A 24,646-nucleotide genomic window follows, 5' to 3' on the forward strand; every position below is an offset into this window, starting at 1 on the left:
AGACTATTCCGAACCTCTAATAGTAGACAAATTCTAAGAAAGCCAGTTTGCTTACAGTTTTTTCAAGGAACGTTCCAGTTGATTTCTGAAATCCGCTCCCTTTCCGCCGACTGGCTGCCAAGCCTCCTCGACTCAGGCGTCTCCGTGGTCTCGGCTAGCCAGTATTTCGGCAGGAGTTTCGCAAATTTCTTCCATCCAATGAGGATTATAGTAAAAAAACATTATGGATATTTTAGTCTTGTTCTAAAATCATGGTTCGCGGCGAGAACAATTCAAAACTCCTTTTGCCGGAAAATTGGTGGAACCGCCAGACTGTTGACGAATTGGAAAAGAAGAGCCAGTTTCCCTAAAATATTTCTAAAAAAAGAAGTTCCAGTTGATTGGAACGTAAGGTGCGAGACTCCTGCGGGAAAAGCGTGGCCAATGGAGACCCCGCAGGCGAGCGCCGAGGAGCTCCCGGACCGCCCGCGGAAAGCGAGTGCCTGGAGTGGAAATCATTACACATACCCTTTTGTCAAAAGGAGGGTTTCTATCTAAACTTTAAAACAAAGTTGATTGGAGCGGGTGTTCGAGACTCCTGTGGGAACGTGTGTCCAAGGAAGATCCCACAGGTGAGCGCCGAGGGCGGACCGTCCGCGGAACGAGAGTCCCCTACCGTCCAATCAACGCAATTTTGCAAACCCCAAAAAAAACAAAAAAAGAGCATCAGTTACGATGCCCTTGTCAAAAATCTTATTCTAATGCTTCAAGAAAGTGCCTTGCCGATACTCAAGGTATGCCTGATCGATTTCCTCTTCAGTATTCATGACAAACGGTCCGCGGGCAACAACAGGCTCCATTAAAGGTTCTCCTGCATATAAAACAAGTCTTAAAGGTTCAGTTGCCGTTATATCAACTTCACTTTCCCCTGATTCTTTACAAGTACCCAGCCATAAGACCTGTCCCTTTGAAGCTCTCACTTCGTTTTTACCGAAAATTCCGCTTCCTTCTATTAAATAAATGATTCCTTTGTAGCTTCCAGGTAAATTCTGTGTGATTGATGCTCCAGGCTCCAGGACCATCTCCACCATCGTCACGGGAACATGGTTTTTCGTTGTTGAAATAACATCCTTGGATGATCCGGAAAAGACACGGATTAGTGCTCCTTCTTCTTTTCTGACCGGCATATCTTTTGCCATTAAGTTTTGATATCTTGGTGTCGTCATCTTTTCACTCCGGGGAAGGTTGACCCAAAGTTGAAGGGAATGGGCAGTCACACCTTCGGAAGGCACCTCATTATGCACAACGCCGCTTCCCGCTGTCATCCATTGGACATCACCAGGTCCAAGTATCCCTCCATCCCCGGTATGACTGTCATAGTGCTCGATCGTTCCGTCAATGACGAATGTAACGGTTTCTATTCCCCTGTGCGGGTGGATATCGAATGATCCCTTTTGAAATTTATCCTCCATCATTAAAAGGAACGGATCACTCTTTTCCCAGTTTCCTGGTTCTATGACTGGTCCGGCCGTATGAATCGGACTATACCTTTGAAGCTTCACATCTTTTACTTCGACAATATCTCGTTTAAAATGATTTTCACTTTTCATTACTCCATTCCTCCCTTAAGTTACTAGTAAACTGATAAAAATGCTATCATTATGGCTGCCTGATCCAGTCTTAGGATTCCTCCTGGCTGGCATTAGGCACTTCCATCTGTAAACTATGTCTATGAATCTTTATCATCATCTCATGCATGCGCTTCTTTTCTTCATCATCCAATATATCGAATAATGAAGCTTGGAAATCGGATTGAATAGGCATGACCTTTTCCATTAACTTTTTCCCTTTTTCCGTTAAAGAAATATATTTAACCTTCCATTGTTGATTACGGACGATCAAGTTCTCTTTTTCCAGCCTTGTCAGCATATGTGATACGCCTCCACGGCTTATCGTTAGGTGCTCCGCTAATTCGATTTGTGAAACAGGCTGATGGATAAGTACTTGTGCCAACATATCGAATTGGGCAGCGGTGACGCCGAAATGCTGTAAGTGTTCATTCGAAAGCTGATTGCTTCTTTGATAAAAACGAACCATTCGCAGCCAAATCAGCAAACTCAATTTGTTCTCATCCGAAAATCCCCGTCTATCCATGTAAAGCCTGCCTCCCATCTTTGATGCACCATCAGTTTACTAGTAATTTGATAACAAGTCAAATCGTTGGGCCTTTGACTTTTTGAAGCAGTATCCCCAACAGGCAGACCATACAACAGTCAATCCATAGGGGATATTCACTTTGCTAAGATATATTAACAGAACTACATTACTCCCTTTTTTAAGTTGGATAATACAGGATCATGCTTAATCGAGTTATTGTGTCCCCTGAATTATGGTAGGCATGCGGTCTGTCAGCCTTGAACCTGATAGAATCACCATTCCTGACCGTATATTCTTCGTTATTTACACGTACTGTCACTTCCCCTTCAAAAACAGTTATGTACTCTTCGGTTCCTTCTCTATGTGGATCGGAACTTAGGAATCCACCTTTTTCTATCTCGACTGAATATACTTCAAAGCGCTTCTCATCCTCAAAGGGAAAGTGGGGATAAACTCGATATTTGCCGTTATCTTCAGATAATGATTGAATTTCACTTTTTAAAACAATTTTTGTATCCGGCTGCGGACTATTTATCAGTGAAGAAAATGAAATCTTTAATCCATTGGCTATTTTCCAAATCGTTGTAATCGTAGGGCTCGATCCTCCCCTTTCTATTTGTCCGATCATCGTTTTGCTTACTCCAGTCAATTCTGCAACCTTTTCAAGACTTAATTTCTTACTTTCCCTGATGGCTTTTAAATTGTTAGCAATAATAAAATTTATTTCTTCCATATAAATGCTCCTTATTTACAATATAACGTCGGCATTGTACAATAAAAAGGAAATCGTTATAGTGTCATTTTTGGTCATTATAGCATACAAAGGGGAGTCAACCATGCCATTACTATCTTTTTTGCTATTTGTTTTTGTTACAAGTTTCACTCCGGGTCCAAATAACATCATGGCCATGTTATTTGCGAACAAGTACGGGTTAAAAAAGACGATTAAATTTTGTTTCGGAGTAGGTGCCGGTTTTTTTGTAATCATGTTATTGTGCAGTTATTTTAATGTTTTGCTTGAAAATTTCATACCAAAGATTGAATTTATCATGACGATCCTTGGTGCAATTTACATGCTGTATCTGGCCATAAAAATCATTTCCAGTTCAAATAAAGCGAAGGACGATAATGATGACAAGAACAACAGTTTTATAGCAGGCATGCTTTTACAATTCATAAATCCAAAAGGAATCTTATATGGCATCACGGCAATATCGACCTTCATCCTACCTTATCACTCTTCAAATTTCAGTTTACTATTCTTTTCATTATTTCTGGCTTTCGTTGGTTTTATGAGTACGTTCTGCTGGAGTATGTTCGGTTCTGTTTTTCAAACGTTTTTATCAAAGTATAGAAGTCAGTTTAATGTAATCATGGCTTTGTTATTAGTGTATAGTGCCATTTCGATTCTTACACACTAAAAAAAGGTAAAGGGCACAAACCTTCATTAAGAAGGATTGCTGATTTGTGAATTTCGAACGTTCATTTCCCTCCAGGCACTCGCTTTCCGCGGGCGGTCCGCCCCCGGCGCCTTTGTGCCTGTGGGCCCCCCCTTGGAAGCGCCTTTCCCGCAGGAGTCTCGAAAACCAGCTCCAATCAACTTTTTTAAAAATTTAGATGGAACCCACTCAAATCTTCCCCCTGCATTAAATGGTTAAGTTCCCTTCGAATATTGTGACGGCATGTCCGGAAAGTTTAACTGTGTTTTTCGTTACTTCAACCTTTAGCAGTCCGCCTCTTTCCGATGCCTGATAGGCTATAAAAATACTTTTGTCCAGCTTTCTTTTCCAATATGGTCCCAGACAGCAATGGGCCGAGCCGGTTACTTGATCTTCGTCAAGTCCTTGCGCAGGGGAAAAGAACCGTGAAACGAAATCATATTCACTGTTATCGGATTGACTCGTCACGATGACGCCCCGAACCGGCAATTGGGCAATGGAGTCTATATCCGGCTTTAAATTCCTTACGATTTCCTCTGATTGAACTTCGACTAGAAGATCCCATTTGTTTTGCCCAACATACGCAGGCACAATACCTAAAGCCTTTATCAGTAAATCAGGGGCAGCGGTCTCCTTCTCCCTTAATGACGGAAACTCCAGCTGAACCATCCCATCAACGAATTTTGCAGTGAGAAGCCCGCTTTTCGTCTGATAGGCAATCGGCTGATTCCTTGGCACGTATCCTTTATCCCATAAAAAGAAAGAGCTTGCCAGCGTCCCATGTCCACAAATCGGGATTTCAATGGAAGGTGTGAACCATCGCAGCTTCCATTCACCATTATGAGGTTGAATAAAAGCGGTAACAGGCATATTAATCTCTTTAGCTATTCTCGGCATCCATTCGCTGTCACTTTCCCCGGTAAGAAGGCAGACTGCAGCAGGGTTTCCATTAAAAGGTTGATCTGTAAACGTATTTATGATGGTTAGTTCCATAAAATGTGCCTCCGGTAAGTGATATTCTAGTCTCCTAATTCCACAATGAGGAGCCCTTTTCCTTTTTTGAATGACCATTCCCTTGGTTTTTTAAGAGTTCTCATTAAAATGAAAAGGACCACCATATGGCGTCCTCGATTAAGTCCCTTTATCTACTCAGGTTCCAGACGATTTTAAACGTTGTCATAAAAAACCGGTAATTCTTGTAATGCATTTCGAAATCACTAAAATAGACAGCTTTATAAAAAAAGCTGCCCATCACTATATCAATTATATGATCTACCTTGCCGTAACAAAACACCCTACAGTTTCCGTACAATGAATGTATCCCCAAGCAGTTCCCAATTCTGGGGGAACGGATAACCAAGTACCCAATAACTGAGACCCCTTGACCTGTAAGTCTTCACCAGATCGAATTTGGCTTTGGCACTGCGTGCGTCCTCAAACCAAACTTCATGTGTGCGTCCCTGATCATCTTTGTACCTATAATAAGGGGATTGGGCTGTCTCGTCATATTTTATTTCTGCATTATATTGGACGGCTCGCCTGATGGCTTCCTGCATGTCGAAAGTCTCTGCTTCCTGTCCCTCTTCATGAGGAATAAGCCAGTCCCTGGCATAAATTTGAAATCCTATGAAGATTTTATTTGTTGGTATCACCGTTACGGCATAATCAAGGACACGCTTTATTTCATTAATGGGAGAGATTGCCTGCGGCGGCCCCTTTCGGTAACCCCATTCATATGTCATCAGCACCACGAAGTCGAGCAGCCGTCCGTGAACTGGATAATCATGTGCCTCAACTAATGTCCCCTTTTGATTGGCGCTAGTTTTTGGGGCAAGGGAGGATGACACAAAGTAACCCTCTGGATGCAATCGTTCCACTGCTCTTTGGAGAAAGCGATTATAGAGATCACGGTCCTCTGGTCTTACACTTTCAAAATCGATATTCAATCCACGGTATCCTTTATCTTTCATCGTTTTTATGACGTTGGTTAATAATGTTTCCACTAAACTTAAATCGGAAAGTATCGTATGGGCAAGCTGAGTTCCCGCTTCCGTCGCGGAAAAATTCGTTATGCACATCATGGGTATGACGCCAGTCGACTGTGCCGCCCGGATCGTCGGGATGTCATCTATGACTTCTAAGCTGCCATCTTGCCTCATTCTATAACCAAATGGACTTACGTAGGTCAAATCATGGGCTACTTCACGTACCTGTTCCGCACCGGCTTGCCCGTAAACGTTTGTAAAACCATTTACTTCAATGATGGGTTTTGGTTTCTGGGGAATCCTCATTATCCGTCCGATATGGATATTGGACGGATCTGTAATCCTGTTCATCTGCATAATGGCCTGAACTGTCGTTCCATAACGTCTCGCTATATCATAAAGGGTATCTCGTTCCCTTACGGTATGATAAATAACCGGGATGGTTAGTCTCTGCCCTGGATAGATAGCGGAAGGATTTGTGATGCGATTCGATTGCATGATTTCCTGTACCGTAATTCCAAACTGATTTGCGATATTATTTAGAGTATCCCCTTGCTGAACCCTGTACTGAAGATAAGGTTCAGGAATCAAAAGAGCTAGGCCAATCACCAGCTTATCTGGATTTTCAAGGCCATTGATCCGAACAATCCGGTTGATACTGACACCATACTGCTGGGAAATTCCCCACAAAGAATCCCCCCTATTCACCACATGGATTTTCACATGCACAGCCCCGCTTTCCTTTAAAATATTCCTTTCATTTTATTCCCTGGATAGCCCTAATATGTTTTTTGTGTTCATAAGCCTGTAAAGGATATAGGGAAAAAAATAATAATGGCAGCTATCAATTCCAGGGAAGGTATGGAGGGCTTGTCCATGTTTTAAATGAGACTGCAGGCATGATAATACGATTTTTAGAGGGGATTTTGAAGCCGAAGTATTCCAGAAGAGAATCTATTATTCAGAAGGAAAGGATTCATTTAAGACTCAAAGCTTATGAGCATGAAAGAATTTCAGCATTGGCCTATTCCATGGATTGCAGTGTTAGTTTAGCAGCAACTATGCTGCTGATTGCTGGTATTAGAAATCGAGACGTCTCTACAAAATGGTGGATTCAGAGGTAATTCGTTTACTTGATCCGGGAAGTCTTAAAAGTTTAAAGATGATTCAGAAATACATTTCAAAACTGAATGACGAGCACATTTTCACTTTTTCTCTAATTCCATATGTTGGGCATGAAGTAGTGGAAACTTCAAAAACGCTTCATGAAAAAGTGAATCTTTGGATAGATGATAATATAAAAAATATTGATTAGAATTATATGGAGAATAATAAGTCAAAACGGGTGAGGAGGAATGAGCATGAAAATGTTTAAAATGAGTGCTGTGACATTGTTAGCTGCGCTGTTGTTCCCTTCTTCTACATTTGCAAGTGGCTGGGATTACTTAGGAGAACAATCCCTTTTTTCTAATGGTGCTGAAAGTGATCAGTTTCCCTCTACTGGTGGTGATTATAAGATTTGTCGGGATTCTTACGTGGGTCCAGCGGGTAAGTTAAAAGTTGAATTATGGGAGTATGATCCTGACAGTTATAATGATTATGTAGGGGTAAGATATTTAGATCGAGGCCAATGTGGTATTTTCCGGGGTATTGGTAACTTTGTTGATGGAGGAAATGAAGCAGAATTTTTTGCGAAATCAAGGACTAACAGTGATATGCATTTAATCTTTTATGATTAATTCACTAACTGAATGAAAAAAAGACCTGAGATTGATTCGTAAATGCTAAAGGATATTCTGTTAAAATGAGTGCGTAAACACCTTAATATGACTGCTAATATATATAGGGTTTTTTAGGCTGATGTATTTCCACTTCAGCCTTTTCTTATGCAGGAAAATAACTACTTGATTTATCTAAATGGAAAGTGTCATAACTTAAAGGTTTTGGCAGAAGAAAGAGCATAAGGAAGAACTGTCCCCAACTAAGTTGTTGAAATAGGCAAAGCCTAGTGTTTGTGGGTACATGAAAACTCCATCAATGTCCCCTTTGTGTCCCCTAATAAAACCATCACTGTCCCTTTCATGTCCCCCTATTTTATTAATTTTACTTTTTTATTGTTTTTTCGATGAAACTTAGCGATATTGTACGCAGTTACACCAAAATAAACCACTTGTAGCCAAGGGGTTTATAGTCTTTCACTTTTATGGTTTATGTATGATTTTATTCAGCTAAAAAAGGTAGTTTCATAGCGTTAGATTGATTGTTCTTTTTTTCTCTTCTGTTATTTAAGGATTCACCTCTAACAAAGGATTTGGCGTTTAATGTGTACCCCTGCTGGGCACACATTAAACAAAGACCATCTTATAATGATGATCTTTGTTTTGGTTAGCAGATTAAACTTTAAATTGAATAAAAGCTTATAATTCCAATAATCATAGCGGTTATTAGAATTGATACTACACCAATAAGTATTTTCTTCCAAGTTTTCATATAATCACCTACTATATGTAAAATTTATTTTTTTACAGAAGTTTTTATACTACCTGAGAGTTTTCCTAGATGATTTCCTGATACTTTAAGATAAACATTTCCTATTTGTACAATACCAAGCGATCCTACTCCAACTTTATAATAAAAAGTTACCTCTCCGTAATATTTTTTATTATTGATATAACCACCATAATAAGTTAAATCTGTAGCGATGGTTGGATTATAATGATAGACTACTTCTCCTTTAGTTGAAAGGGCTGATGTAGCACCACTAGAAGTATAATTATATTTTCCTGTGATTTTATATTTTGTAATAGGGACTCCTAAAACTCCTAAAGTTCCAGTATGACTAATTGTTTTTGTTTTAGTTGATGCGAAAGTAGAAATTAATGGAGTTTCATCTGATTCAGTCCATTGAATATACTCGGCATATTCACCTAATTCATCTGATTCTCCAGCATACACTAATGCCATTAATTCTGTATTAGATAAAATATCTAAAAATAGTTCTTGTTTTTCAGATGAAAGTTGACTAAATTGATCAATTATTTCATCGACATTCTCATCATCAGTATCAGTAGTATTTGTACTAAAAGTTCGAGTTTGAGTTTGTTTCTTAAATTGATTCAAATAATCAATGTATGATTCTGGTGATTCTAAAGGATTGCTTTTTGTTTCTGCTGCTTTTGTGTTAGATCCTGGAGTGACAAAGGTAAATGTTAATGCTAAAACTAAAACTAAAACTAATACTCTTTTAATCTTTTTCAATATAACTTCCCATTTTTCCCATATTTTATAAGTTAAAGTTAACAATAACAATTTTTCTATAAAAATACAATTGATTTTTAGTAGAAAAAGATATTCTAATATAAGGAATGTTCTAAAAACACGCATCATTTTTGTTTCCCAATGTGAGCCCGGATTCTTTATTGAGAAAAACAAGGGAGTGATTACAGTAGAGGAACAAGAGTTAAAGCAAATCCCCCAATACTTTAGGAAACTTTTTAATTTAACAAACGATTCTGCGCTACCTCTATTAATCTGTTAGAAAACCCTCACATCAAAATAAATTAACACCTCAAGATATACCCCCTCTTTCCCTGCCTTATTTCTGACTCATAAGCAACAAAAACAAGGGGGTGTACCTCTCTATTAAATATTATTTCAAACACTTCACAAAGAGCGTAAAACACCTTAAATAACCCGTTTTTAAGTGCGGTTACCTCGGTCTAAAACTGGATTGGCATGGTATAATTATAGAAGGGTTATTGTGCTTTTAGGAGGTGAACGAATGACGATCAGCAGCATCATATTGGTGGTGGCGGCAGTCTTTATCGGCGCCTTGATGCGGACAATGTTCGGGTTCGGTGAAGCGATTGTCAGCATGCCTTTGCTTGCCTTACTTCACATTCCGCTTAATACTTCGGTTTCCTTAATTGGATTGGCAGGTCTTACCGTCGCTTCACTAACCGTCGTTAGCGGATGGAGGCATATCGATCGCTCGGTATTAATCAGGCTGGCGGCTTCAACGGTGATTGGCATACCAGCCGGCCTGGCTTTGCTCCATTACGCACCTTCTATGATCATTACTTCTGCACTGGGTGTTTTTTTGATTGCATATGGGGGATATTCTTTTCTAAAGCAAAGACTTTTTCAGGCTGTGGATAAACCATTACTTAACTCCAAGGGCTGGGTATGGCCGTTCGGTTTTGCGTCGGGAGCCCTTGGCAGCGCCTATAACTTTAACGGGGTGCCGGTCGTCGTCTATGGAACTTTGCGAAGATGGAATCCAGATCGATTCCGCGGAACATTGCAAGCCCATTTCCTGATATCCGGTATCCTGGTCGTGACAGGTCATGCGCTAGGCGGACTTTGGACAGCCGATTCACTTTTTCTTTACGCTTATTCCATTCCAGCTATATTACTTGCGACAGGTCTCGGAATGTTCATGAATAAGCGAATTCCCGCGAAGAAATTCGAAAGTTATTTATTCTTCATCATCATTGCACTAGGTGTACTATTATTGATTCCCCATGACTGATAAACAATAAAAGCCTGATTTCTCATTAAAACAACGAGGAATCATGCTTTTTCAGGAATAATAGAATCATAGTCGAACCATCAACCGCGGATATCCCGTTTGTTATATCCGAGAAAGCCTGCAGCCAGTAATAAGATAGCTATGATTGTAAGCATGGATACTTTCATGAAGTCCATATCTTCAACAGGAAGTTTCGGAATATATACAGAAAAGGCCCTGCCCCGCTTTATAGATCTGTTTAACCAGGGGAAGGAACAAGGATATGTTGATCCGAACTTATCTAATGAAGCGATTTTATTTTATATAAAAGCAATGAATGAATATATCCAAAGGGAAGATGTTTATCAAAGCATCTTGCCTTTGACTGAGGATATTATGAGGATTTTGTTTTATGGGATCGTTGGGGAAAAAGAGAAATGAATTTAAGAAAAAACGGTGTGAATCGATATCTCCCATTCACACCGTAAAATCTTATTCAAGAATTCCCCTGCACTTTTTAAGTCAATGTTAATAATTTGGCTGAAGTGTAATTATATTTCTCGATTGATAAATCAAAAACGGCTCCCGCTTTTAAAAAAACCGTACTTTCAACGATTAAAGTCGGATCACCTGGCTGCAAGTCCAAAAGCCCAGCATCATCGTCATTAAGTTTTTCACACGAAATGATTTTATCCGCAAACCCGATATTCAACTTCAAATCCTCGACTATATATTCATAAATGGAACCATTTGCGATTTCTTTATTTATGATCGGAATGATATCTTTATTGAAAAATGACTCTTCTATTACAATGGGTTGACCATTTAAGTATCTAACCCTTTTCAGGTTATAGATTTTGGTTTTTACATTGCATTTCATTCGTTTGGCCAATTCCTCATCGGCTTCTATTAATTCTAATTTCAACACTTTACTTTTCATTTCATCATTTGGAAACACTTTGGTTAAGCCACCCATATCCCTCATCGAAATGCAGCCCGGTCTGGTAAATTCCCTAAGGAATATGCCACTTCCTTGAACTTGATAGATATACCCTTGCTCAACCAATATGTTGATTGCTTTTCTAATGGTGTTCCTGCTGACATCGAACTTCTTCATCAACTCTTCTTCAGTAGGTAACTTAGTATTTAATGTATATTTTCCATCTAATATTTCTTTCTCCATTTGTTCTACGACCATTCTATACTTTACAACCATATTTCCATGTACCTTCCTCTATACATAATGATTTAGAACAATAACTTAGACTGAATGATAGGTTTTCTTTACAATAGTTTATTTTATAACGATTGTAAAGAAACCTCTGTTACTTTCAGACTGCTGACAAATCCGAAGAGAAGCCTAAAGTTTTTTCGAGAAAACATTCCAGCTGATTCCAGAAATCCGCTCCCTTTCCGCCGACTGTCTGCCAAGCCTCCTCGGCGTAAGCGCCTGTGGGGTCTCGGCTAGACAGTATTTCGGCAGGAGTGTCGCATATTTCTTCCATCCAATGAGGATTACAGGAAAAAAACTTAAAGGATAAACTAGTTTTAAACTTGGTTCGGAAAAGATCAGCCTACAGTTTGTTCTAGAAACATTCCAGCTGATTTCAGAAATCCGCTCCCTTTCCGCCGACTGTCTGCCAAGCCTCCTCGGCTAAGCGCCTGTGGGGTCTCGGCTAGACAGTATTTCGGCAGGAGTATCGCATATTTCTTCCATCCAATGAGGTTTACAGGTGAAAAACTTAAAGGATAAACTAGCCTCAAACATGGTTCGTGATGAGACCGGCCTGCAGTTTTTTCTTTTAAAACACAAAGTTGATTGGAACGTAAGGTACGAGACTTCTGCGGGAAAAGCGTGGCACGGGAGACCCCGCAGGCGCAAGCCGAGGAGGCTCGCGGACCGCCCGCGGAAAGCGAGTGCCTGGAGTGGAAATCAATGAACGCCCCATTTTACAAACCCACAAAAAAAAGACTGTCGGCAAACAAATATTAGCTAGTTTGTAAACAATTAGGGTTCTATCTAAATAAAACAAAGTTGATTGGAGCGGGTGTTCGAGACTCTTGCGGGGAAAGCGTGGCCAAGGGAGACCACGAGGGCAGACCGCCCGCGGAAAGCGAGTTCCCTACGTTCCAATCAACGATCAGCTTTACTAACCATGAAAAAAGAGACATCCAATCGATTAACGATAGGATGTCTCCAAATCTATTGAATTTCAACTGTCCCCAGCCATGCAGTTGTTTATAAATCCTTCATTCTCTTTAATGTGTAAACAAAATATTCCCAGTTGTTTATGGTCGAAGGGATGCTTAAGTGTTCTTCAGGTGTATGTACGGAAAACATATCCGGTCCGATTGAAACAGTATCCAGCCCTGGTATCTTATCTATGAATACCCCACACTCGATCCCTGCATGCACAGCGATGATTTCAATATCCTCCTGATATTTTTCTTTGTATGTTTCTTCAAATAATTTCTTGAGTTTAGAATCAGGATTATAGGGCCATTCCGGATAATCCGCGTCAACCAATAGCTCGCACCCAAGCATGTCGGCAATTGCCTTTGCTTGCGTGACCATATTATATTTGATGCTTTTGACCGAACTCCTGATTTCACTTTCGAATATCATTTCCGCTTCATTTGTTGTAACGACCCCTAGATTCGTCGAACTTTCGACTAACCCTTCTATTCCCATGCTCATTCCTTGAACGCCATGAGGGATTATCAGTAAGGAGGTAATGGCTTTAGTCACCGTCTCCTTGGAAAAAACGTTTGAAGAAATCGTTTCGATCTTTTCAAACCTAATTGATATCTCAGGGTCAGAAGATTGCAGTTCATTTTTAAAAGTATCCTCCCATTTCTGGAGTCTCTCCGTTATCTTCTGAACATCTTCTACAGAAATCAGTACAGTCGCCTCTGCTTCACGAGGAATCGCATTCCCTTTCAGGCCCCCGTTGATTTGCTGGATGCAGCAAGGGAAGTCTGTCGTTAATTCATGTAATACTCTGCCCAAAAGTTTATTGGAGTTCCCTCTTTCCTTATGAATGGACATACCGGAGTGTCCGCCCTTCAACCCTTTAATCCTGATATTATAAGATACAGCTTCAACAATTGAAGCCGATTCCCATCCGATTTGCAGGATTTGCCGAACTCGTATTCCTCCAGCAGAGCTAACCAGCAGCTTTCCATCTTCCTCCGAATCAATATTGATCATCAATTTTCCCTTGAAGTGAGCCGGATCCACGGCAAGTGCACCGTTCATTGTCGTTTCTTCTTCAGTCGTTATGACTATTTCAAGAGAGGGATGCGGAATATCATTCGCATCCAATAATGCCAAAGCATAAGCAACGGCAATTCCATTATCCGCCCCCAATGTTGTATCCGTTGCATACAACATGTCTCCCACAATCCTTAATTGAAGCGAATCCTTCTCGAAATCATGAAGCGTTCCCTTGTTCTTTTCGCAAACCATATCCATATGCCCCTGGATAATGACGGTAGGTGCACTTTCATATCCAATTGTGGCAGGCTTTTTGATGATGACATTCAGCGCTTCATCCTGGATCACCTCCAGGCCCCTATCCTTAGCAAAGTGAACCAGATAGTCACTGATCGCTTTTTCATTAGCCGATCCTCTCGGGATTTTGGAAATCGCTGCAAAATAATGAAACACCGGATGGCTCGATAATTCTTCTAAAGTGCTATACATGAAAAACATCCTTTCTTTTAAAATATTTTTACTGCCTCTCATCCTTTTACTTTTCCAGAACGGAACACTGCCACCCTCGTGAACAATGGATACAGAACGTACCCTAGATAAACACCAATCATATTCAGGATAAGGTCATCGACATCCAAACTTCCGCGTCGAAAAACGAACTGACAGATTTCGATGCCCGAAATCGAAAGTAATGGATAAAGAAATTTCCTTTTATCGGAGGGCTCTTTCCCTTCTCTGGACAACAAATACAGCCCGAATGGAATGAACAGCCCCACATTGGCGCTAAGGTTATAAAATGACACAAGCCCGTTCATATCGTTCGATAAATATGAAAGAATCGTAGAAAAAGGAACTAAATTATACGAATATACCTGCCCTTCTGGTCGAAAGAACAGCAAAACCAATAATGATAAACTGTAGCCAAACAATACAGCCTGCCACAAAGGGCGCGGAATTCGGACCGTTTCACCTCGAAAAAAAAGTACCGCAAATGAAACGAAAAGAAGTATACAAAACCAGACAACAATGATTACCAAAGGATTCAAATATAATCGGAGCTGAAGGAAAAAAGGCAAACCGCATAAAAACAATGCTTGCGACAGCAAAAGGGAAAGCATGACCGATTTTAGAGACATATAACTCCCCCCTTCTATTTCTTTCCAAATCATTGCATATGCTTATATCCTAGGACAACTTTAAGAACCCGTCAACAAACTGCAGTCAGTAGAAAACCGTCGAGGGGGAGGCTTTTTCTAATAAATCAACCGATAGGAAGGATAATTCGGCCTTTTTCCGGTAAAACAAAAAAGCCGGTTCCCCATGTTTGGGAATCCTGCTTTTTTTTGTTTAATGATAAGTTCATTTTAAAGTGCACGGTACTTTTTTAAACTAATAATATTGATGGTGATAAATACGGCTGCAAATGCAAGGAGAATGAGGAGATCCAGTAAGACCTCATTGAACGTGAAACCTTTGTACATAATGCCATTCATGGCATCCGATGCGTAATAGAGAGGCATGACCTTGCCGATTTTTTGGAGCCAGTCTGACATGCCATCCAAAGGGAAAATCCCTGTAAAGAAGACTTGCGGCACGATGACCAAAGGAATGAATTGTACCATTTGGAATTCGGATGTCGCAAAACTCGAGAGTAATGTACCAAGGGATAATGCAACGAGCGCGACCAGTATATTCGTCAGTAAAACGAGCCAAATGGAGCCAATAAGGACGATATCCAATACATTGACAGCATATAGCACGACAATTATGGTTTGAATTAGAGCAAATAAGCCATATCCGATCACATAGCCCGCTACGATTTCGTATCTTTTAATCGGTGTGGCAAGCAGCCGTTCCAACGTACCACTTGTACGCTCCTTCAAAAGCGCAATCCCCGCTATTAAAAATACAAAGAAGAAAACGAAAAAGCTTACGAGCATCGGACTGAATGTATCAAAACCCTTTGTGTTGGCGTCTCCGTAAACATATTTCTCCTCAATTGAAGGAGTGTTTTTTTCATTCCCTTGCAAGCCTTGCATCATTTGCATTTGAACGGCCTTTGCCCGGGTCGGTTCGTCGTTCAAAAGTATGAGTTTCATTTTCCCATTTTCAACATGAAGCCAGCCATCCGTATCCTTTTCAATCATCTTTTCCTGTGAGAATTCCTCAGCAGCCGTCACTTGAAAATCCGCTTTTTTCAATGCTTTAACGATCGTTTCATCACTGCCTGTAACAACGATTTTCAAATCACTTGCCTCTGTATCGAAAATAAAATACATGAGCGTTAAAATGAGCAATGGAGCCAGGAAAAATAAAGCGAGCGTCCTTCGATCCCGGCGCATCTGCTGGGTAATACGAGTAACAAGAGAGGCAATTCTCATTTTAGGCCGCCTCCAATCCTTAAAAAAACATCATCAAGCGTTTCCGCGGCAAATTGAGTCTTTAAAGCTGCAGGGGTTCCTGCCGCGATGATTTCACCTTCACGCAGCATCGCCAGTTTATCGCATCGTTCCGCTTCATCCATCACATGCGTCGTGATGATGATCGTCTTATCATCTTCATTCCTTAAACGCTCAAGTTCCTCCCAAATCGATTGTTTCAGCAAAGGGTCTATTCCTACTGTCGGTTCATCCAATATGAGAATCTCCGGATTTTGGATGAGTGCAACCGCAAGTGAAAGACGGCGTTTCATTCCCCCTGAATAATAGGCAACCCGAACGTTCAAATCATTCGTTAGCTGTACGATTTCAGCTGCATATTGAATGCGTTTCCTTCGTTCCTTTTTCGAAAAACGGTATAGCTTCGCAAAAAATTCGAGGTTTTCAGCTCCCGTCAATTCTGTATATAAAGCATCGGACTGTGCCATATAGCCGACATCCATTAACAGGGATTCATTTGGCACTTCATGATCCAGAACCGTGACTTTACCCGCATCGGGTTTAATTAATCCAACAATCATTTTAATCAAGGTCGTCTTTCCGCATCCGGATGGACCTAGCAAACCAAAAATTCCGCTTTTTTCAATATTCAGGCTCATTGGCTGAATGACCTTCTTCTGCTGAAAACCCTTAGCAATTCCATCAATGGAAATCGCATTTTTCATTGCACACACATCCTCCCTCTTTAATTGACACGGTGTTGAGTGTATCATCATTCTAAGGTAGCATTCGGTCTAATACAATCAACACATTTGGAAAAATGTTCAGTGAAGGAGACATTCCATGGCATCGATTCATGAGGATATGGTACAAAAGACGAAAAAGCAGATACAACATCATTTTATTGCACTTATTGAAGCAGAGGGGTTCTCACATGTATCCGTGAAGAAAATCGCAGAGCGTGCCAATATTAATCGGGGCACATTCTATTTGCACTACACAGATAAATATGAATTGATGGATCACTTACAGCAGGAATTGTTACATGAACTTCAAACCCGCATTACTGCCATTTTGCCTAAAGAGGCTTTTTTGGCTCTTAATCAACAGCAACTTTATCCGCCTTTCATAGCGATTTTTCAATTCATCAGTGAACATGCTCACGCATTAAGGGCCATTCTTGGTGATCAGGGCGACCCTTCTTTTGCGAAAAAAATAAAACGGGTTTTCGGTGAAGTACTGTTGGAGCGTTTGATCAGCCTGCATCCTGCAGCTAAAGATGAAGCATTCCGCATGTATATGCACGCCTTCCTGACATCGGCGATTTTAGGGGTGATTACTGAGTGGCTGGAGAACTGTGAAGAACAAACGGCGGAAGAAATGGCGAAAATCCATTTTAAAATCTTGAACTTCATCAGCCAATTGCGCACATTCATCCAATGAACGATTTTAGTTGGAGATACCTATTCCGCACAAAAGAATGGAAGGGTATTTCCAGGATACTAATGCATTTCTTAATGTCATCGCTTCTCCCCCTTTGATCGTACAATTTAAACCCCCGTCCCCAAGGAACGAGACCAATTTGCAATGCCCCCCATATCAACAATCCTCGGCTGCTCTCGGAAAGTGGTCATTTCATTTTACTTTTCTCTTCTCTACGTCCACATTATTAATTACTAAATTTTAATATTAATGGTTCGATACTGTAAATAACGCAAAAAAACTCATTAAATATAATGAGTTTAAAAGCAAAACAAGATATGGATTTTTCGCTCACCGTTCCTGGATACAACACAGGGATTACAATAATTGAATACCGCTATGAATGTTGGAATCAGTTGATTTACCTTGGGGAAAACAGTTTTAAAAACGGATTCTTTTTCTTATCCGTTATCCTTAATTCATTCATGATGATTTGATCCTCATGATCGGCTATCCATTTCCTTAGTGCATCTTTATCCTGGCATTGTGTTAAATATGTTTGGCCACCCTTGCCTGTAGCATTGATAACATATCTATTGAACGTCTTCTCCATAATTGCCCGCCTTTTTAATAAAATGTATTGAATTTGACTAATAATGTACTGCTTTTTCCTTTATCTTTTACAAAAGAAACATAATATATCTATTACAAATTTCGATTGGCAATAGCATGTTCTGCTTGAAATTATTGAATAAAGTACATCGATGCCGGTTATCTTAATTGGATTAATCGAACCTATCATAATGTGCTAACTAATATTTGTCAATACGTTTTCTAAATGTAAATAAAACGTAAATTTTCAGTTTTGTTAAAGAAATATTTTTTTACGATTTAGGGGTTTACAACTGCTAAATGATGGGAGTAGAATACGTTTATCAATTTAATGCATTTCGGCCAAAACTCATTATAAATGAGTACGGAGGACCCAATCATTTGGGGTTAATTCTGCCTTGCAGAAGGGATGAGATCAGCTCTTTCGCCATCCTACCCGTCAGCTAACTTCGTCGGCTAAAGCGAAGGAGGTCATAAGACCGCCTATTTCGGAAGCTTTTTTTGCTCGCTATTTGTGGCAATACAGCTGTTCGATGTTTTCGCAGGTCTTTTTATTATGCCTTTAAACGGATTCGAAAAGCAGATTGATGATTAAAAGTCATACAGTAGGGATGATCATTTGAGAATGACAAAATTGGATCCGCCAAAAATACTTGTACTCGGCTTTGCCATCCTGATACTTATTGGGGCCTATTTATTGACCCTGCCGATTTCCACAGAAAATGGTGGTCTTTCTTTTCTGGATGCTTTATTCACCTCGACTTCCGCTACATGTGTAACAGGACTGGTCGTTGTGGATACGGGATCGACCTTCACCACTTTTGGTGAGTTGGTCATCTTAACACTGATTCAGGTAGGCGGCCTAGGGTTCATGACATTTGCGACGTTTTTCTTTTTATTATTAGGCAAAAAGATTTCTTTAAAAGGCAGGTTAGTTCTGCAGGAGTCGTTAAATAATCTATCCATGGCGGGTGTAGTCAAATTAGTGAAACGGCTGTTAATTTTCACGGCTATCATTGAAGGCATGGGTGCCCTTATCTTATCGATTCGCTTTTCTTTTGACATGCCAACCGGCAAGGCGATCTATTACGGTGTTTTTCATTCCATCTCCAATTTCAATAATGCCGGCTTTGATTTAATGGGGGAATTCAGGAGTTTGACCCCATATGCATCGGATCCATTCGTAACCCTTACCGTTGCCTTCCTCATCACGTTTGGCGGGATAGGCTTTATCGTGATGAATGAACTATACGAATATCGGAATGCACATCGTTTATCCGTACATACGAAGATCGTTCTGACGACTAGCTTGACCCTTACGATTGCCGGCGCGATTTTAATCTTTTTATTCGAGTACGGCAATGCCAAGACATTGCAGCCTTTATCTTTCATGGGTAAAATGCTGTCGTCGTTATTTCAATCGGTATCACCACGGACGGCAGGCTCCAACACGCTGAATATCCCTGATTTAACACAGCCTGCATTACTGCTCATCATTTTCTTGATGTTCGTTGGGGCATCACCCGGATCGACTGGCGGCGGGATTAAAACGACGACATTGGCGACGATTGCCGGAACGGTTTGGTCACAGATCAAAGGTAAGGGTGATGTGGTCTTGTTCCGCCACCGCATCGTGAGTGAAACGATCTTTAAAGCATTATCCGTCACATTCATTGGTGTATTCGTGGTTTCCATCATCTCCATTCTGCTAACCATCACTGAAAGCGGAACTGACTTTTTGATGATTTTGTTCGAAGCCACTTCAGCTTTCGCCACCGTGGGACTTTCAATGGGTTTAACCCCGGAATTATCACCGGTTGGCCGGATGCTCATCATTTTCACGATGTTTGCAGGCCGTGTTGGCCCTTTGACTTTGGCCTTTGCTATCGCCATGAGGCGCAAGCCAGATCCGTTCCGACGTCCAAAAGGGAAAATCATGATTGGTTAATAATGAATGAAGGAGTGTAAAAGATGGGAAAACGACAATACGCCGTGATAGGTTTAGGCAGATTCGGAACCAGTGTGGCCCATAGATTATATACGGCAGGCCAAGAGGTTTTGGGTATTGATGTGAACGAGGAAAGAGTCGAGAATGCGGAACTGAACGTTACCCATGCCGTCATGGCGGATACGACCGAAGCAGAGACATTGAAAGCAATCGGAATCCGTAATTTCGATTGTGTCATCGTAGCCATCGGAAATGACATGCAATCGAGCATTTTAACTACCTTGCTTTTAAAAGAACTTGGGATCAAAAAGGTCATTGCCAAGGCACTTAATAAAAATCACGGTCAGGTGCTGACAAAAGTCGGTGCCGACTGGGTCATCTATCCTGAGAGGGATATGGGGGAACGGGTCGCGAACCAGCTCCTTTCCCCTAACATGCTGAACTATATCGAGCTTTCTAAAGAATACAATATCGAGGAAATCATCCTCCCCATGAGCATGAAGGGAAAAAGCCTCAGGGAGCTTGATTTACGGGCAAAATATAATATCAGCGTCATTGCCATCGTGAGTAATGGAGAAATTATCATAGCACCCTCACCGGATCAGGATATCCATGAAAAAGATATGCTTTTAGTGGTTGGCAATAAAGAAGATCTGGCCGTCTTTGCCAATATTGAATAAATCGTTCCGGCTCTTGCTCCTATTTTGAATGCTAATACATACGAGAAGACCGCCATATGGAGGTCTTCTCGATGAAATGTATAACGAACATGCCCGAGCCCAGGGTATGTATGTATTATTTTATCGTACTGATCGCTTGGGCAAGAGTGGACTTTATCGTCACTTTATCAAAAGGCAGTTGAAGCTTAACGGCAGTCATGGCTATTTCCGGCCGAAGTCCTGAAAGGGTTGTTTGAATTCCGATCAAATGCAAGGACTCAATCAATTGAGACAGCTTGTGTGCGGATCCGCTATCTATTGCATGAACGCCAGATAGGTCAATGAAAAGTCTGGTGACATTTTTTTCAGCGCACTTTTGTAAGGTGTTTTCAAGCAAGGACATGCCCCTCGTCGTGTCAATATCGCCTATCAGGGGAAGCAATGCCGTGTTATCTTTAAGGGAAATGATGGGTGTGCTCAATTCATCGATCGTTGCCTGCTGGGCTTTCATGATTTTATTGGCATACCTATGATTCGCTTCCGTAAACCTCTCCATCACTTCACTGATCACCTTCACCACTATCCGATACCAGGAGTTTATTTCCTCCTGTGTATATTGATCTCCATGCAATTTCACAAACTGGTCAATATAACCCAGGTATTGCTCTTGCGTACGGAAAAACTCCCTCAATATAAAATAGATGGGTGTGTTTAAATGCTGCTCATCCTGACCGATCGCTTCAATCCAATCACCAAGCTGCTTAAAGAATTCCCTCTCCTCTGTATCAAAAACCTGAAAGAAACGTAAATGGAATTCATTATTTTGCTGCTTAAGTTTTTTAATCACTTTGGGATCGGTTGAGCAATATACACCAGTACTATCACTTTTATTCAAGGATGCGTACCAATCCTCAGTCAATTGTGCTGCCACACCCAATAAAAAGGCATATAATTCTTTATTTACGTGCATAAACTCCTCCTATTTAGTTTTTATAAAAAGAAATCGATAAATCTAATTTATCAACAAAGCAAGCATAGAAGACAACCTCTTCCATACTTAAAACCTTATGCTCTCTGATGCCTGATGGCCCCCTCTTTCCATATACCTTCCCAGCTGTTTTTGAAACCATGTTTTTTAAAAAAAGATCAGCAAAAGCCTTCATCTATCATTCTGGTAAATACCCGTTCCCAAAACTTTATAGTGTTGTTATAGTTTACCATTTTTATTTTTTGTTAACAATTTCCACGCAAAAAAGGACCTGATCCCAGATCCTTCGGTTTAAAACCATTTCTCCTTCTCATTTCATAAATAAAGCCGTCCATAAACCTTGCACCCCAAAGGTTTCATTCGATTGTTCCATTTTCCTCATTTTCCGTATTTCCACCACTTCGAATTCCTTGAAGATCATTCTGAGTTTTTCTTCAGTAAAACCTAAACCGCCTTTAAGGCTTCTTTGCCTATATACTTCCCAATCTGAAATATCGGCACCACCCAAAATGCCGCCTTCGACAAAACAAGTGATCGAATACAACCCCTTAGGCCTTAACGCGTTTTTCACCATCTCCAAATAATTCATCCTTCGATGTGGGGCAATATGGTGAAAACAACCTGAATCATATACGAAGTCATATTGTCCTTTTGCAATATCCAAATCAAATATATTCCTTTGAATGAAGTTCACTTGGACATTTTTATCTCCTGCCCGTTCTTTTCCCCATTCAACGGCTTCCTTCGAAAGGTCCACCGCATCAACAGAACAGCCCTTTTGAGCAAGGTAAATGGCATTTCTGCCAGGTCCGCATCCAAGCTCAAGAACCTTCCCTGGCCCAATTAACCCACCATCAAAATATGAAACCAAATTCTCATCAGGGTAATTTTCGAAAAAGGGAACCCCTTTTGAGCGGTCTTCATAAAAACCATTCCAGAATCCAGTTGGTTCACGCAATAATGAGTCCAGCATGTTCAATAGATCTTCATAGGTTGTAATCGTCTCCGACAAAACCATCACCTCTTCCATTTTATCCCACGATTTAATTATACTGATTTCGCCCGGTGCCTCTGCAACAGCCGCATAAAAAATTCGTTACATATGACGTTCAGACACCATTGGACCTTGTTGTTTATATAATGTTCACTGGAATTTAAAGGTATCAATTATGCATGTAAACTGCCTTCTGATGGTATGATCCGTTCTTACTCAATAACCCGATGATCAGCTCATTAACCATGTTAGTGAAGACATGGGTTTTATACATGCATGTCAAATATTACATGCTCTTTACAGCGTATCCGGTTTAGCTTCCAAAAAGCAAAACTCAGCTCTATCTGGTATCCTGATGTCCTCATAACCGTTTACTGATGATTATCTTTCTATACATTCCATTCAGCATGATCGGCCGATCTTCTTCAATTTCCATAATATCCCCATGTCCACTGAACAAGTCTTCAAACCTCAAGCCAATATCCGTTCCTAAAAATTGAATGATCGGCCTCAGAAGCTTTTTGGGCACTGAAAGAATTTCATCTTTAGAAATAAACTTATCGAATAGTATTATTTTCCCCTCGCCTTTTACAACCCTGATCATTTCCCGAAGACATTCATTGGCATCAGGTACGACGGAAAGAACCAAACTTCCCACTACATAGTCAAACGATTCATTAGTGAATTCCATATGCTGTGCATCCATCTCGAGGAACTTGATCGATGCATCATCAAATTTCCCCATCGCTTTTTTTAACATATCCGCTGACAGGTCTATTGCCGTTATCTCAAGGTCAAGGTTTTTGATTAACTCCAAATCGGCCCCCGTACCTACGCCCACAAACAGGACCTTTGCATGATCATGAAAATCCAGCTCTTCAAACATACTTTTCCTGGCATCTAAAAAGAGATGAGAGTTGAAGATTTTGTCATAAACGGGCGACCAAAATTTATAAATCACTTTATTCCACGAATTATTCAACATGCCCACCCCCTTACATACTTCTTCCATGAAACATCATAAATCCCTTCCAAGCGGATGGAAAATTAGTACAATTAAAAAGTGTGCGATGCAGTGATTCACGAAAATTGGCATGTTTTTTTTCATAAACCCTCCAAATCTGTATGATCCATAGTAACCAAACTACCTTGACTGTCATAGTAATATACTATAAGATATACCAAAGGAGGTGAGGATTTGGTTCAACGACAACTATCCTCTGACTTGCTTCGCGGACATGTAGATACGATGATTCTGAAACTCCTGCAAAGTGGCGATAAATATGGTTATGAAATCAGCAAACTGATATATACGAATTCCAACGAGCAATATGAAATTAAGGAAGCGACGATGTACTCCAGCCTAAAACGACTGGAAAAGGATGGATGCATCATCTCTTATTGGGGAGATGCCACACAAGGCGGAAGAAGGAAATATTACAAAATCACCCCAATCGGGGAAAACACATATATCCAAAATAAAAATGACTGGGAGCAGGCCAAGCGAATACTTGAGCGCCTTCTCTAAGAAGGGAAGATGAAAGGTGATTGAAAAACTGAATGCACATGTTCATAGCATTTTTGCTCCGTACAAAAGTGCAAAAACAGCAACGGAATTGGAAGAAGAACTGCTGCAAAACTTACTGGAAAAATACGATGACCATAGAAGGAATGGTGCCAGCGAGCAGGAAGCGTATAAACTGACTGTGGATTCGATTGGGGAGGTATCAGAGCTCATGGAATCACTCAATCTGCAATACAATGTGCTTGAGCAGGCGATAAGCATGGACTATTCCAGGCATCGCTTATTGGATTCCGACTTCCGCTCGGTTTCGGTCCATGATGGGAAGTTCAATTCCTGCGATTTAAGCCGTTCTGACTTCAGCCATTCCGACCTGACGAACAGCACATTTAAAAACAGTAACTTAGATCATTGCATCTTTGAAAACGCCAATTTAACTAGCACCTTATTTAAAAGTGCCAATTTAAAAGGCGTAACTTTCAAGAACAGCATTTATAATAAAACCCATTTTAAAAGCTGTAATTTATCTGGTCTTATATTCGATGGGGAAACTTTCAAACAAACCATTTTCGAAGGTTCTTCATTGAGAAAGGCATCATTTCGCGATGCCACCCTCATCAATGTTCAATTTCGGATGTCCGATTTAAAGAAAATCGACTTTACAGGAGCTTCGATGGATAAACTCACTTACAACTTTTTACATGGAGCAAAGGTTGATCTTAGCGGCGTGACCCTCATCTAAAGTACAGCGATTGGCGCTTCCACCCCGTGTTTCTGATTTACAAGAACCCTGTGCTAAGACACGTAACGTCTTGGCACAGGGTTTTTTCAATATA

General features: G+C 40.5%; 25 protein-coding genes and 1 riboswitch. Of the genes, 9 read left to right on the forward strand and 16 right to left on the reverse strand.

The window, feature by feature from the left end; all coding sequences use genetic code 11:
- Positions 1-737: 737 nt before the first annotated feature.
- From AC3WLU_RS13425 to AC3WLU_RS13435, 3 genes are all read right to left on the reverse strand, one after another.
- Positions 738-1,589 carry a pirin family protein gene (locus AC3WLU_RS13425; protein ID WP_413004236.1) on the reverse strand — a complete coding sequence of 284 codons (852 nt, stop codon included), beginning with the start codon at positions 1,587-1,589 and terminating at the stop codon, positions 738-740.
- Positions 1,590-1,659: 70 nt separating this feature from the next.
- Entirely contained in the window at positions 1,660-2,133 is a 474-nt protein-coding gene (locus tag AC3WLU_RS13430; protein ID WP_063596025.1) for a MarR family winged helix-turn-helix transcriptional regulator, read from the reverse strand.
- Positions 2,134-2,314: 181 nt separating this feature from the next.
- Positions 2,315-2,869: a helix-turn-helix domain-containing protein gene (locus tag AC3WLU_RS13435; RefSeq protein WP_095679261.1), complete on the reverse strand. Its 555-nt coding sequence runs from the start codon at positions 2,867-2,869 to the stop codon at positions 2,315-2,317.
- 103 nt (positions 2,870-2,972) lie between these two features.
- Here AC3WLU_RS13435 and AC3WLU_RS13440 point away from each other — a divergent pair, with 103 nt between their 5' ends.
- The gene (locus tag AC3WLU_RS13440) at positions 2,973-3,557 is read left to right on the forward strand and encodes a LysE family transporter (RefSeq protein WP_063574929.1); all 585 of its coding nucleotides are present in this window, start codon (positions 2,973-2,975) and stop codon (positions 3,555-3,557) included.
- Between the two features lie 225 nt (positions 3,558-3,782).
- Here AC3WLU_RS13440 and AC3WLU_RS13445 read toward each other — a convergent pair whose 3' ends face one another.
- Both AC3WLU_RS13445 and AC3WLU_RS13450 read right to left on the reverse strand, forming a co-directional pair.
- The gene (locus AC3WLU_RS13445; protein ID WP_492597383.1) at positions 3,783-4,568 is read right to left on the reverse strand and encodes a PhzF family phenazine biosynthesis protein; all 786 of its coding nucleotides are present in this window, start codon (positions 4,566-4,568) and stop codon (positions 3,783-3,785) included.
- Between the two features lie 302 nt (positions 4,569-4,870).
- Entirely contained in the window at positions 4,871-6,283 is a 1,413-nt protein-coding gene (locus tag AC3WLU_RS13450; protein ID WP_413004229.1) for a glycoside hydrolase family 18 protein, read from the reverse strand.
- 638 nt (positions 6,284-6,921) lie between these two features.
- Between AC3WLU_RS13450 and AC3WLU_RS13455 the strand changes: the two genes are divergently transcribed.
- Positions 6,922-7,299 carry a YndA family protein gene (locus AC3WLU_RS13455; RefSeq protein ID WP_413004227.1) on the forward strand — a complete coding sequence of 126 codons (378 nt, stop codon included), beginning with the start codon at positions 6,922-6,924 and terminating at the stop codon, positions 7,297-7,299.
- A gap of 775 nt (positions 7,300-8,074) precedes the next feature.
- Here AC3WLU_RS13455 and AC3WLU_RS13460 read toward each other — a convergent pair.
- Positions 8,075-8,818 carry a hypothetical protein gene (locus AC3WLU_RS13460; RefSeq protein ID WP_492597384.1) on the reverse strand — a complete coding sequence of 248 codons (744 nt, stop codon included), beginning with the start codon at positions 8,816-8,818 and terminating at the stop codon, positions 8,075-8,077.
- Positions 8,819-9,341: 523 nt separating this feature from the next.
- On the opposite strand from AC3WLU_RS13460, the gene AC3WLU_RS13465 reads away from it, so the two are divergent.
- Together AC3WLU_RS13465 and AC3WLU_RS13470 are read left to right on the forward strand one after the other, a co-directional pair.
- Positions 9,342-10,091 carry a sulfite exporter TauE/SafE family protein gene (locus AC3WLU_RS13465; RefSeq protein ID WP_492597385.1) on the forward strand — a complete coding sequence of 250 codons (750 nt, stop codon included), beginning with the start codon at positions 9,342-9,344 and terminating at the stop codon, positions 10,089-10,091.
- Between the two features lie 99 nt (positions 10,092-10,190).
- Positions 10,191-10,511 (forward strand): hypothetical protein, encoded by a 321-nt coding sequence (locus tag AC3WLU_RS13470; protein ID WP_492597386.1) that lies wholly within the window; start codon positions 10,191-10,193, stop codon positions 10,509-10,511.
- A 76-nt stretch (positions 10,512-10,587) separates the two neighbouring features.
- On the opposite strand, the gene AC3WLU_RS13475 is transcribed toward AC3WLU_RS13470, so the two are convergent.
- The 5 genes from AC3WLU_RS13475 to AC3WLU_RS13495 all read right to left on the reverse strand — a co-directional run bounded on the left by AC3WLU_RS13475 (position 10,588) and on the right by AC3WLU_RS13495 (position 16,390).
- Complete coding sequence (locus AC3WLU_RS13475; protein WP_057279099.1) at positions 10,588-11,286, reverse strand: GntR family transcriptional regulator; 699 nt, start codon at positions 11,284-11,286, stop codon at positions 10,588-10,590.
- Between the two features lie 1,023 nt (positions 11,287-12,309).
- Positions 12,310-13,776, reverse strand: a complete 1,467-nt coding sequence (locus AC3WLU_RS13480; protein WP_492597387.1) for an aminoacyl-histidine dipeptidase — start codon at positions 13,774-13,776, stop codon at positions 12,310-12,312.
- Positions 13,777-13,814: 38 nt separating this feature from the next.
- Positions 13,815-14,423 carry a VanZ family protein gene (locus tag AC3WLU_RS13485; protein ID WP_187050157.1) on the reverse strand — a complete coding sequence of 203 codons (609 nt, stop codon included), beginning with the start codon at positions 14,421-14,423 and terminating at the stop codon, positions 13,815-13,817.
- A 228-nt stretch (positions 14,424-14,651) separates the two neighbouring features.
- Positions 14,652-15,668, reverse strand: a complete 1,017-nt coding sequence (locus AC3WLU_RS13490; RefSeq protein ID WP_492597388.1) for an ABC transporter permease — start codon at positions 15,666-15,668, stop codon at positions 14,652-14,654.
- Complete coding sequence (locus tag AC3WLU_RS13495) at positions 15,665-16,390, reverse strand: ABC transporter ATP-binding protein (RefSeq protein ID WP_413003178.1); 726 nt, start codon at positions 16,388-16,390, stop codon at positions 15,665-15,667. The genes AC3WLU_RS13490 and AC3WLU_RS13495 overlap by 4 nt, the downstream gene beginning before the upstream one ends.
- A 118-nt stretch (positions 16,391-16,508) precedes the next feature.
- Between AC3WLU_RS13495 and AC3WLU_RS13500 the strand changes: the two genes are divergently transcribed.
- Complete coding sequence (locus AC3WLU_RS13500; protein ID WP_095679272.1) at positions 16,509-17,108, forward strand: TetR/AcrR family transcriptional regulator; 600 nt, start codon at positions 16,509-16,511, stop codon at positions 17,106-17,108.
- A 400-nt stretch (positions 17,109-17,508) separates the two neighbouring features.
- Here AC3WLU_RS13500 and AC3WLU_RS13505 read toward each other — a convergent pair whose 3' ends face one another.
- Positions 17,509-17,700 carry a hypothetical protein gene (locus AC3WLU_RS13505; protein WP_034310797.1) on the reverse strand — a complete coding sequence of 64 codons (192 nt, stop codon included), beginning with the start codon at positions 17,698-17,700 and terminating at the stop codon, positions 17,509-17,511.
- Positions 17,701-18,029: 329 nt separating this feature from the next.
- A riboswitch (cyclic di-AMP (ydaO/yuaA leader) is annotated at positions 18,030-18,172 on the forward strand.
- 152 nt (positions 18,173-18,324) lie between these two features.
- On the opposite strand from AC3WLU_RS13505, the gene AC3WLU_RS13510 reads away from it, so the two are divergent.
- Together AC3WLU_RS13510 and AC3WLU_RS13515 are read left to right on the forward strand one after the other, a co-directional pair.
- Complete coding sequence (locus AC3WLU_RS13510) at positions 18,325-19,647, forward strand: TrkH family potassium uptake protein (protein ID WP_492597389.1); 1,323 nt, start codon at positions 18,325-18,327, stop codon at positions 19,645-19,647.
- 23 nt (positions 19,648-19,670) lie between these two features.
- Positions 19,671-20,327, forward strand: coding sequence for a potassium channel family protein (locus AC3WLU_RS13515; protein ID WP_063574917.1), 657 nt, complete (start codon positions 19,671-19,673; stop codon positions 20,325-20,327).
- A gap of 115 nt (positions 20,328-20,442) precedes the next feature.
- Here the strand turns inward: AC3WLU_RS13515 and AC3WLU_RS13520 are convergent, their stop codons facing one another.
- The 4 genes from AC3WLU_RS13520 to AC3WLU_RS13535 all read right to left on the reverse strand — a co-directional run bounded on the left by AC3WLU_RS13520 (position 20,443) and on the right by AC3WLU_RS13535 (position 23,270).
- On the reverse strand, positions 20,443-21,276 hold the full coding sequence (locus AC3WLU_RS13520) for an STAS domain-containing protein (protein ID WP_492597390.1): 834 nt from the start codon (positions 21,274-21,276) through the stop codon (positions 20,443-20,445).
- 13 nt (positions 21,277-21,289) lie between these two features.
- Positions 21,290-21,469: a hypothetical protein gene (locus AC3WLU_RS13525; protein ID WP_492597391.1), complete on the reverse strand. Its 180-nt coding sequence runs from the start codon at positions 21,467-21,469 to the stop codon at positions 21,290-21,292.
- Between the two features lie 135 nt (positions 21,470-21,604).
- On the reverse strand, positions 21,605-22,306 hold the full coding sequence (locus AC3WLU_RS13530) for a class I SAM-dependent methyltransferase (protein WP_492597392.1): 702 nt from the start codon (positions 22,304-22,306) through the stop codon (positions 21,605-21,607).
- A gap of 343 nt (positions 22,307-22,649) precedes the next feature.
- The gene (locus tag AC3WLU_RS13535; protein ID WP_411740318.1) at positions 22,650-23,270 is read right to left on the reverse strand and encodes a class I SAM-dependent methyltransferase; all 621 of its coding nucleotides are present in this window, start codon (positions 23,268-23,270) and stop codon (positions 22,650-22,652) included.
- A 267-nt stretch (positions 23,271-23,537) separates the two neighbouring features.
- On the opposite strand from AC3WLU_RS13535, the gene AC3WLU_RS13540 reads away from it, so the two are divergent.
- Together AC3WLU_RS13540 and AC3WLU_RS13545 are read left to right on the forward strand one after the other, a co-directional pair.
- Positions 23,538-23,816 carry a PadR family transcriptional regulator gene (locus tag AC3WLU_RS13540; RefSeq protein ID WP_222620182.1) on the forward strand — a complete coding sequence of 93 codons (279 nt, stop codon included), beginning with the start codon at positions 23,538-23,540 and terminating at the stop codon, positions 23,814-23,816.
- A gap of 16 nt (positions 23,817-23,832) precedes the next feature.
- Positions 23,833-24,552 (forward strand): pentapeptide repeat-containing protein, encoded by a 720-nt coding sequence (locus AC3WLU_RS13545; RefSeq protein WP_492597393.1) that lies wholly within the window; start codon positions 23,833-23,835, stop codon positions 24,550-24,552.
- Positions 24,553-24,646: the final 94 nt, after the last annotated feature.

The organism is Peribacillus sp. FW305-BF15 (assembly GCF_058783805.1).

Coding starts and splice junctions, on each gene's coding strand:
- AC3WLU_RS13540 (WP_222620182.1), top strand. CDS start 23,538: ATGATTCTGAAACTCCTGCAAAGTGGCGATAAATATGGTTATGAAATC.
- AC3WLU_RS13495 (WP_413003178.1), bottom strand. CDS start 16,390: ATGAAAAATGCGATTTCCATTGATGGAATTGCTAAGGGTTTTCAGCAG.
- AC3WLU_RS13435 (WP_095679261.1), bottom strand. CDS start 2,869: ATGGAAGAAATAAATTTTATTATTGCTAACAATTTAAAAGCCATCAGG.
- AC3WLU_RS13515 (WP_063574917.1), top strand. CDS start 19,671: ATGGGAAAACGACAATACGCCGTGATAGGTTTAGGCAGATTCGGAACC.
- AC3WLU_RS13525 (WP_492597391.1), bottom strand. CDS start 21,469: ATGAAGGCTTTTGCTGATCTTTTTTTAAAAAACATGGTTTCAAAAACA.
- AC3WLU_RS13520 (WP_492597390.1), bottom strand. CDS start 21,276: ATGCACGTAAATAAAGAATTATATGCCTTTTTATTGGGTGTGGCAGCA.
- AC3WLU_RS13475 (WP_057279099.1), bottom strand. CDS start 11,286: ATGGTTGTAAAGTATAGAATGGTCGTAGAACAAATGGAGAAAGAAATA.
- AC3WLU_RS13485 (WP_187050157.1), bottom strand. CDS start 14,423: ATGTCTCTAAAATCGGTCATGCTTTCCCTTTTGCTGTCGCAAGCATTG.
- AC3WLU_RS13430 (WP_063596025.1), bottom strand. CDS start 2,133: ATGGATAGACGGGGATTTTCGGATGAGAACAAATTGAGTTTGCTGATT.
- AC3WLU_RS13505 (WP_034310797.1), bottom strand. CDS start 17,700: ATGGAGAAGACGTTCAATAGATATGTTATCAATGCTACAGGCAAGGGT.
- AC3WLU_RS13465 (WP_492597385.1), top strand. CDS start 9,342: ATGACGATCAGCAGCATCATATTGGTGGTGGCGGCAGTCTTTATCGGC.
- AC3WLU_RS13455 (WP_413004227.1), top strand. CDS start 6,922: ATGAAAATGTTTAAAATGAGTGCTGTGACATTGTTAGCTGCGCTGTTG.
- AC3WLU_RS13425 (WP_413004236.1), bottom strand. CDS start 1,589: ATGAAAAGTGAAAATCATTTTAAACGAGATATTGTCGAAGTAAAAGAT.
- AC3WLU_RS13490 (WP_492597388.1), bottom strand. CDS start 15,668: ATGAGAATTGCCTCTCTTGTTACTCGTATTACCCAGCAGATGCGCCGG.
- AC3WLU_RS13440 (WP_063574929.1), top strand. CDS start 2,973: ATGCCATTACTATCTTTTTTGCTATTTGTTTTTGTTACAAGTTTCACT.
- AC3WLU_RS13480 (WP_492597387.1), bottom strand. CDS start 13,776: ATGTATAGCACTTTAGAAGAATTATCGAGCCATCCGGTGTTTCATTAT.
- AC3WLU_RS13445 (WP_492597383.1), bottom strand. CDS start 4,568: ATGGAACTAACCATCATAAATACGTTTACAGATCAACCTTTTAATGGA.
- AC3WLU_RS13500 (WP_095679272.1), top strand. CDS start 16,509: ATGGCATCGATTCATGAGGATATGGTACAAAAGACGAAAAAGCAGATA.
- AC3WLU_RS13510 (WP_492597389.1), top strand. CDS start 18,325: ATGACAAAATTGGATCCGCCAAAAATACTTGTACTCGGCTTTGCCATC.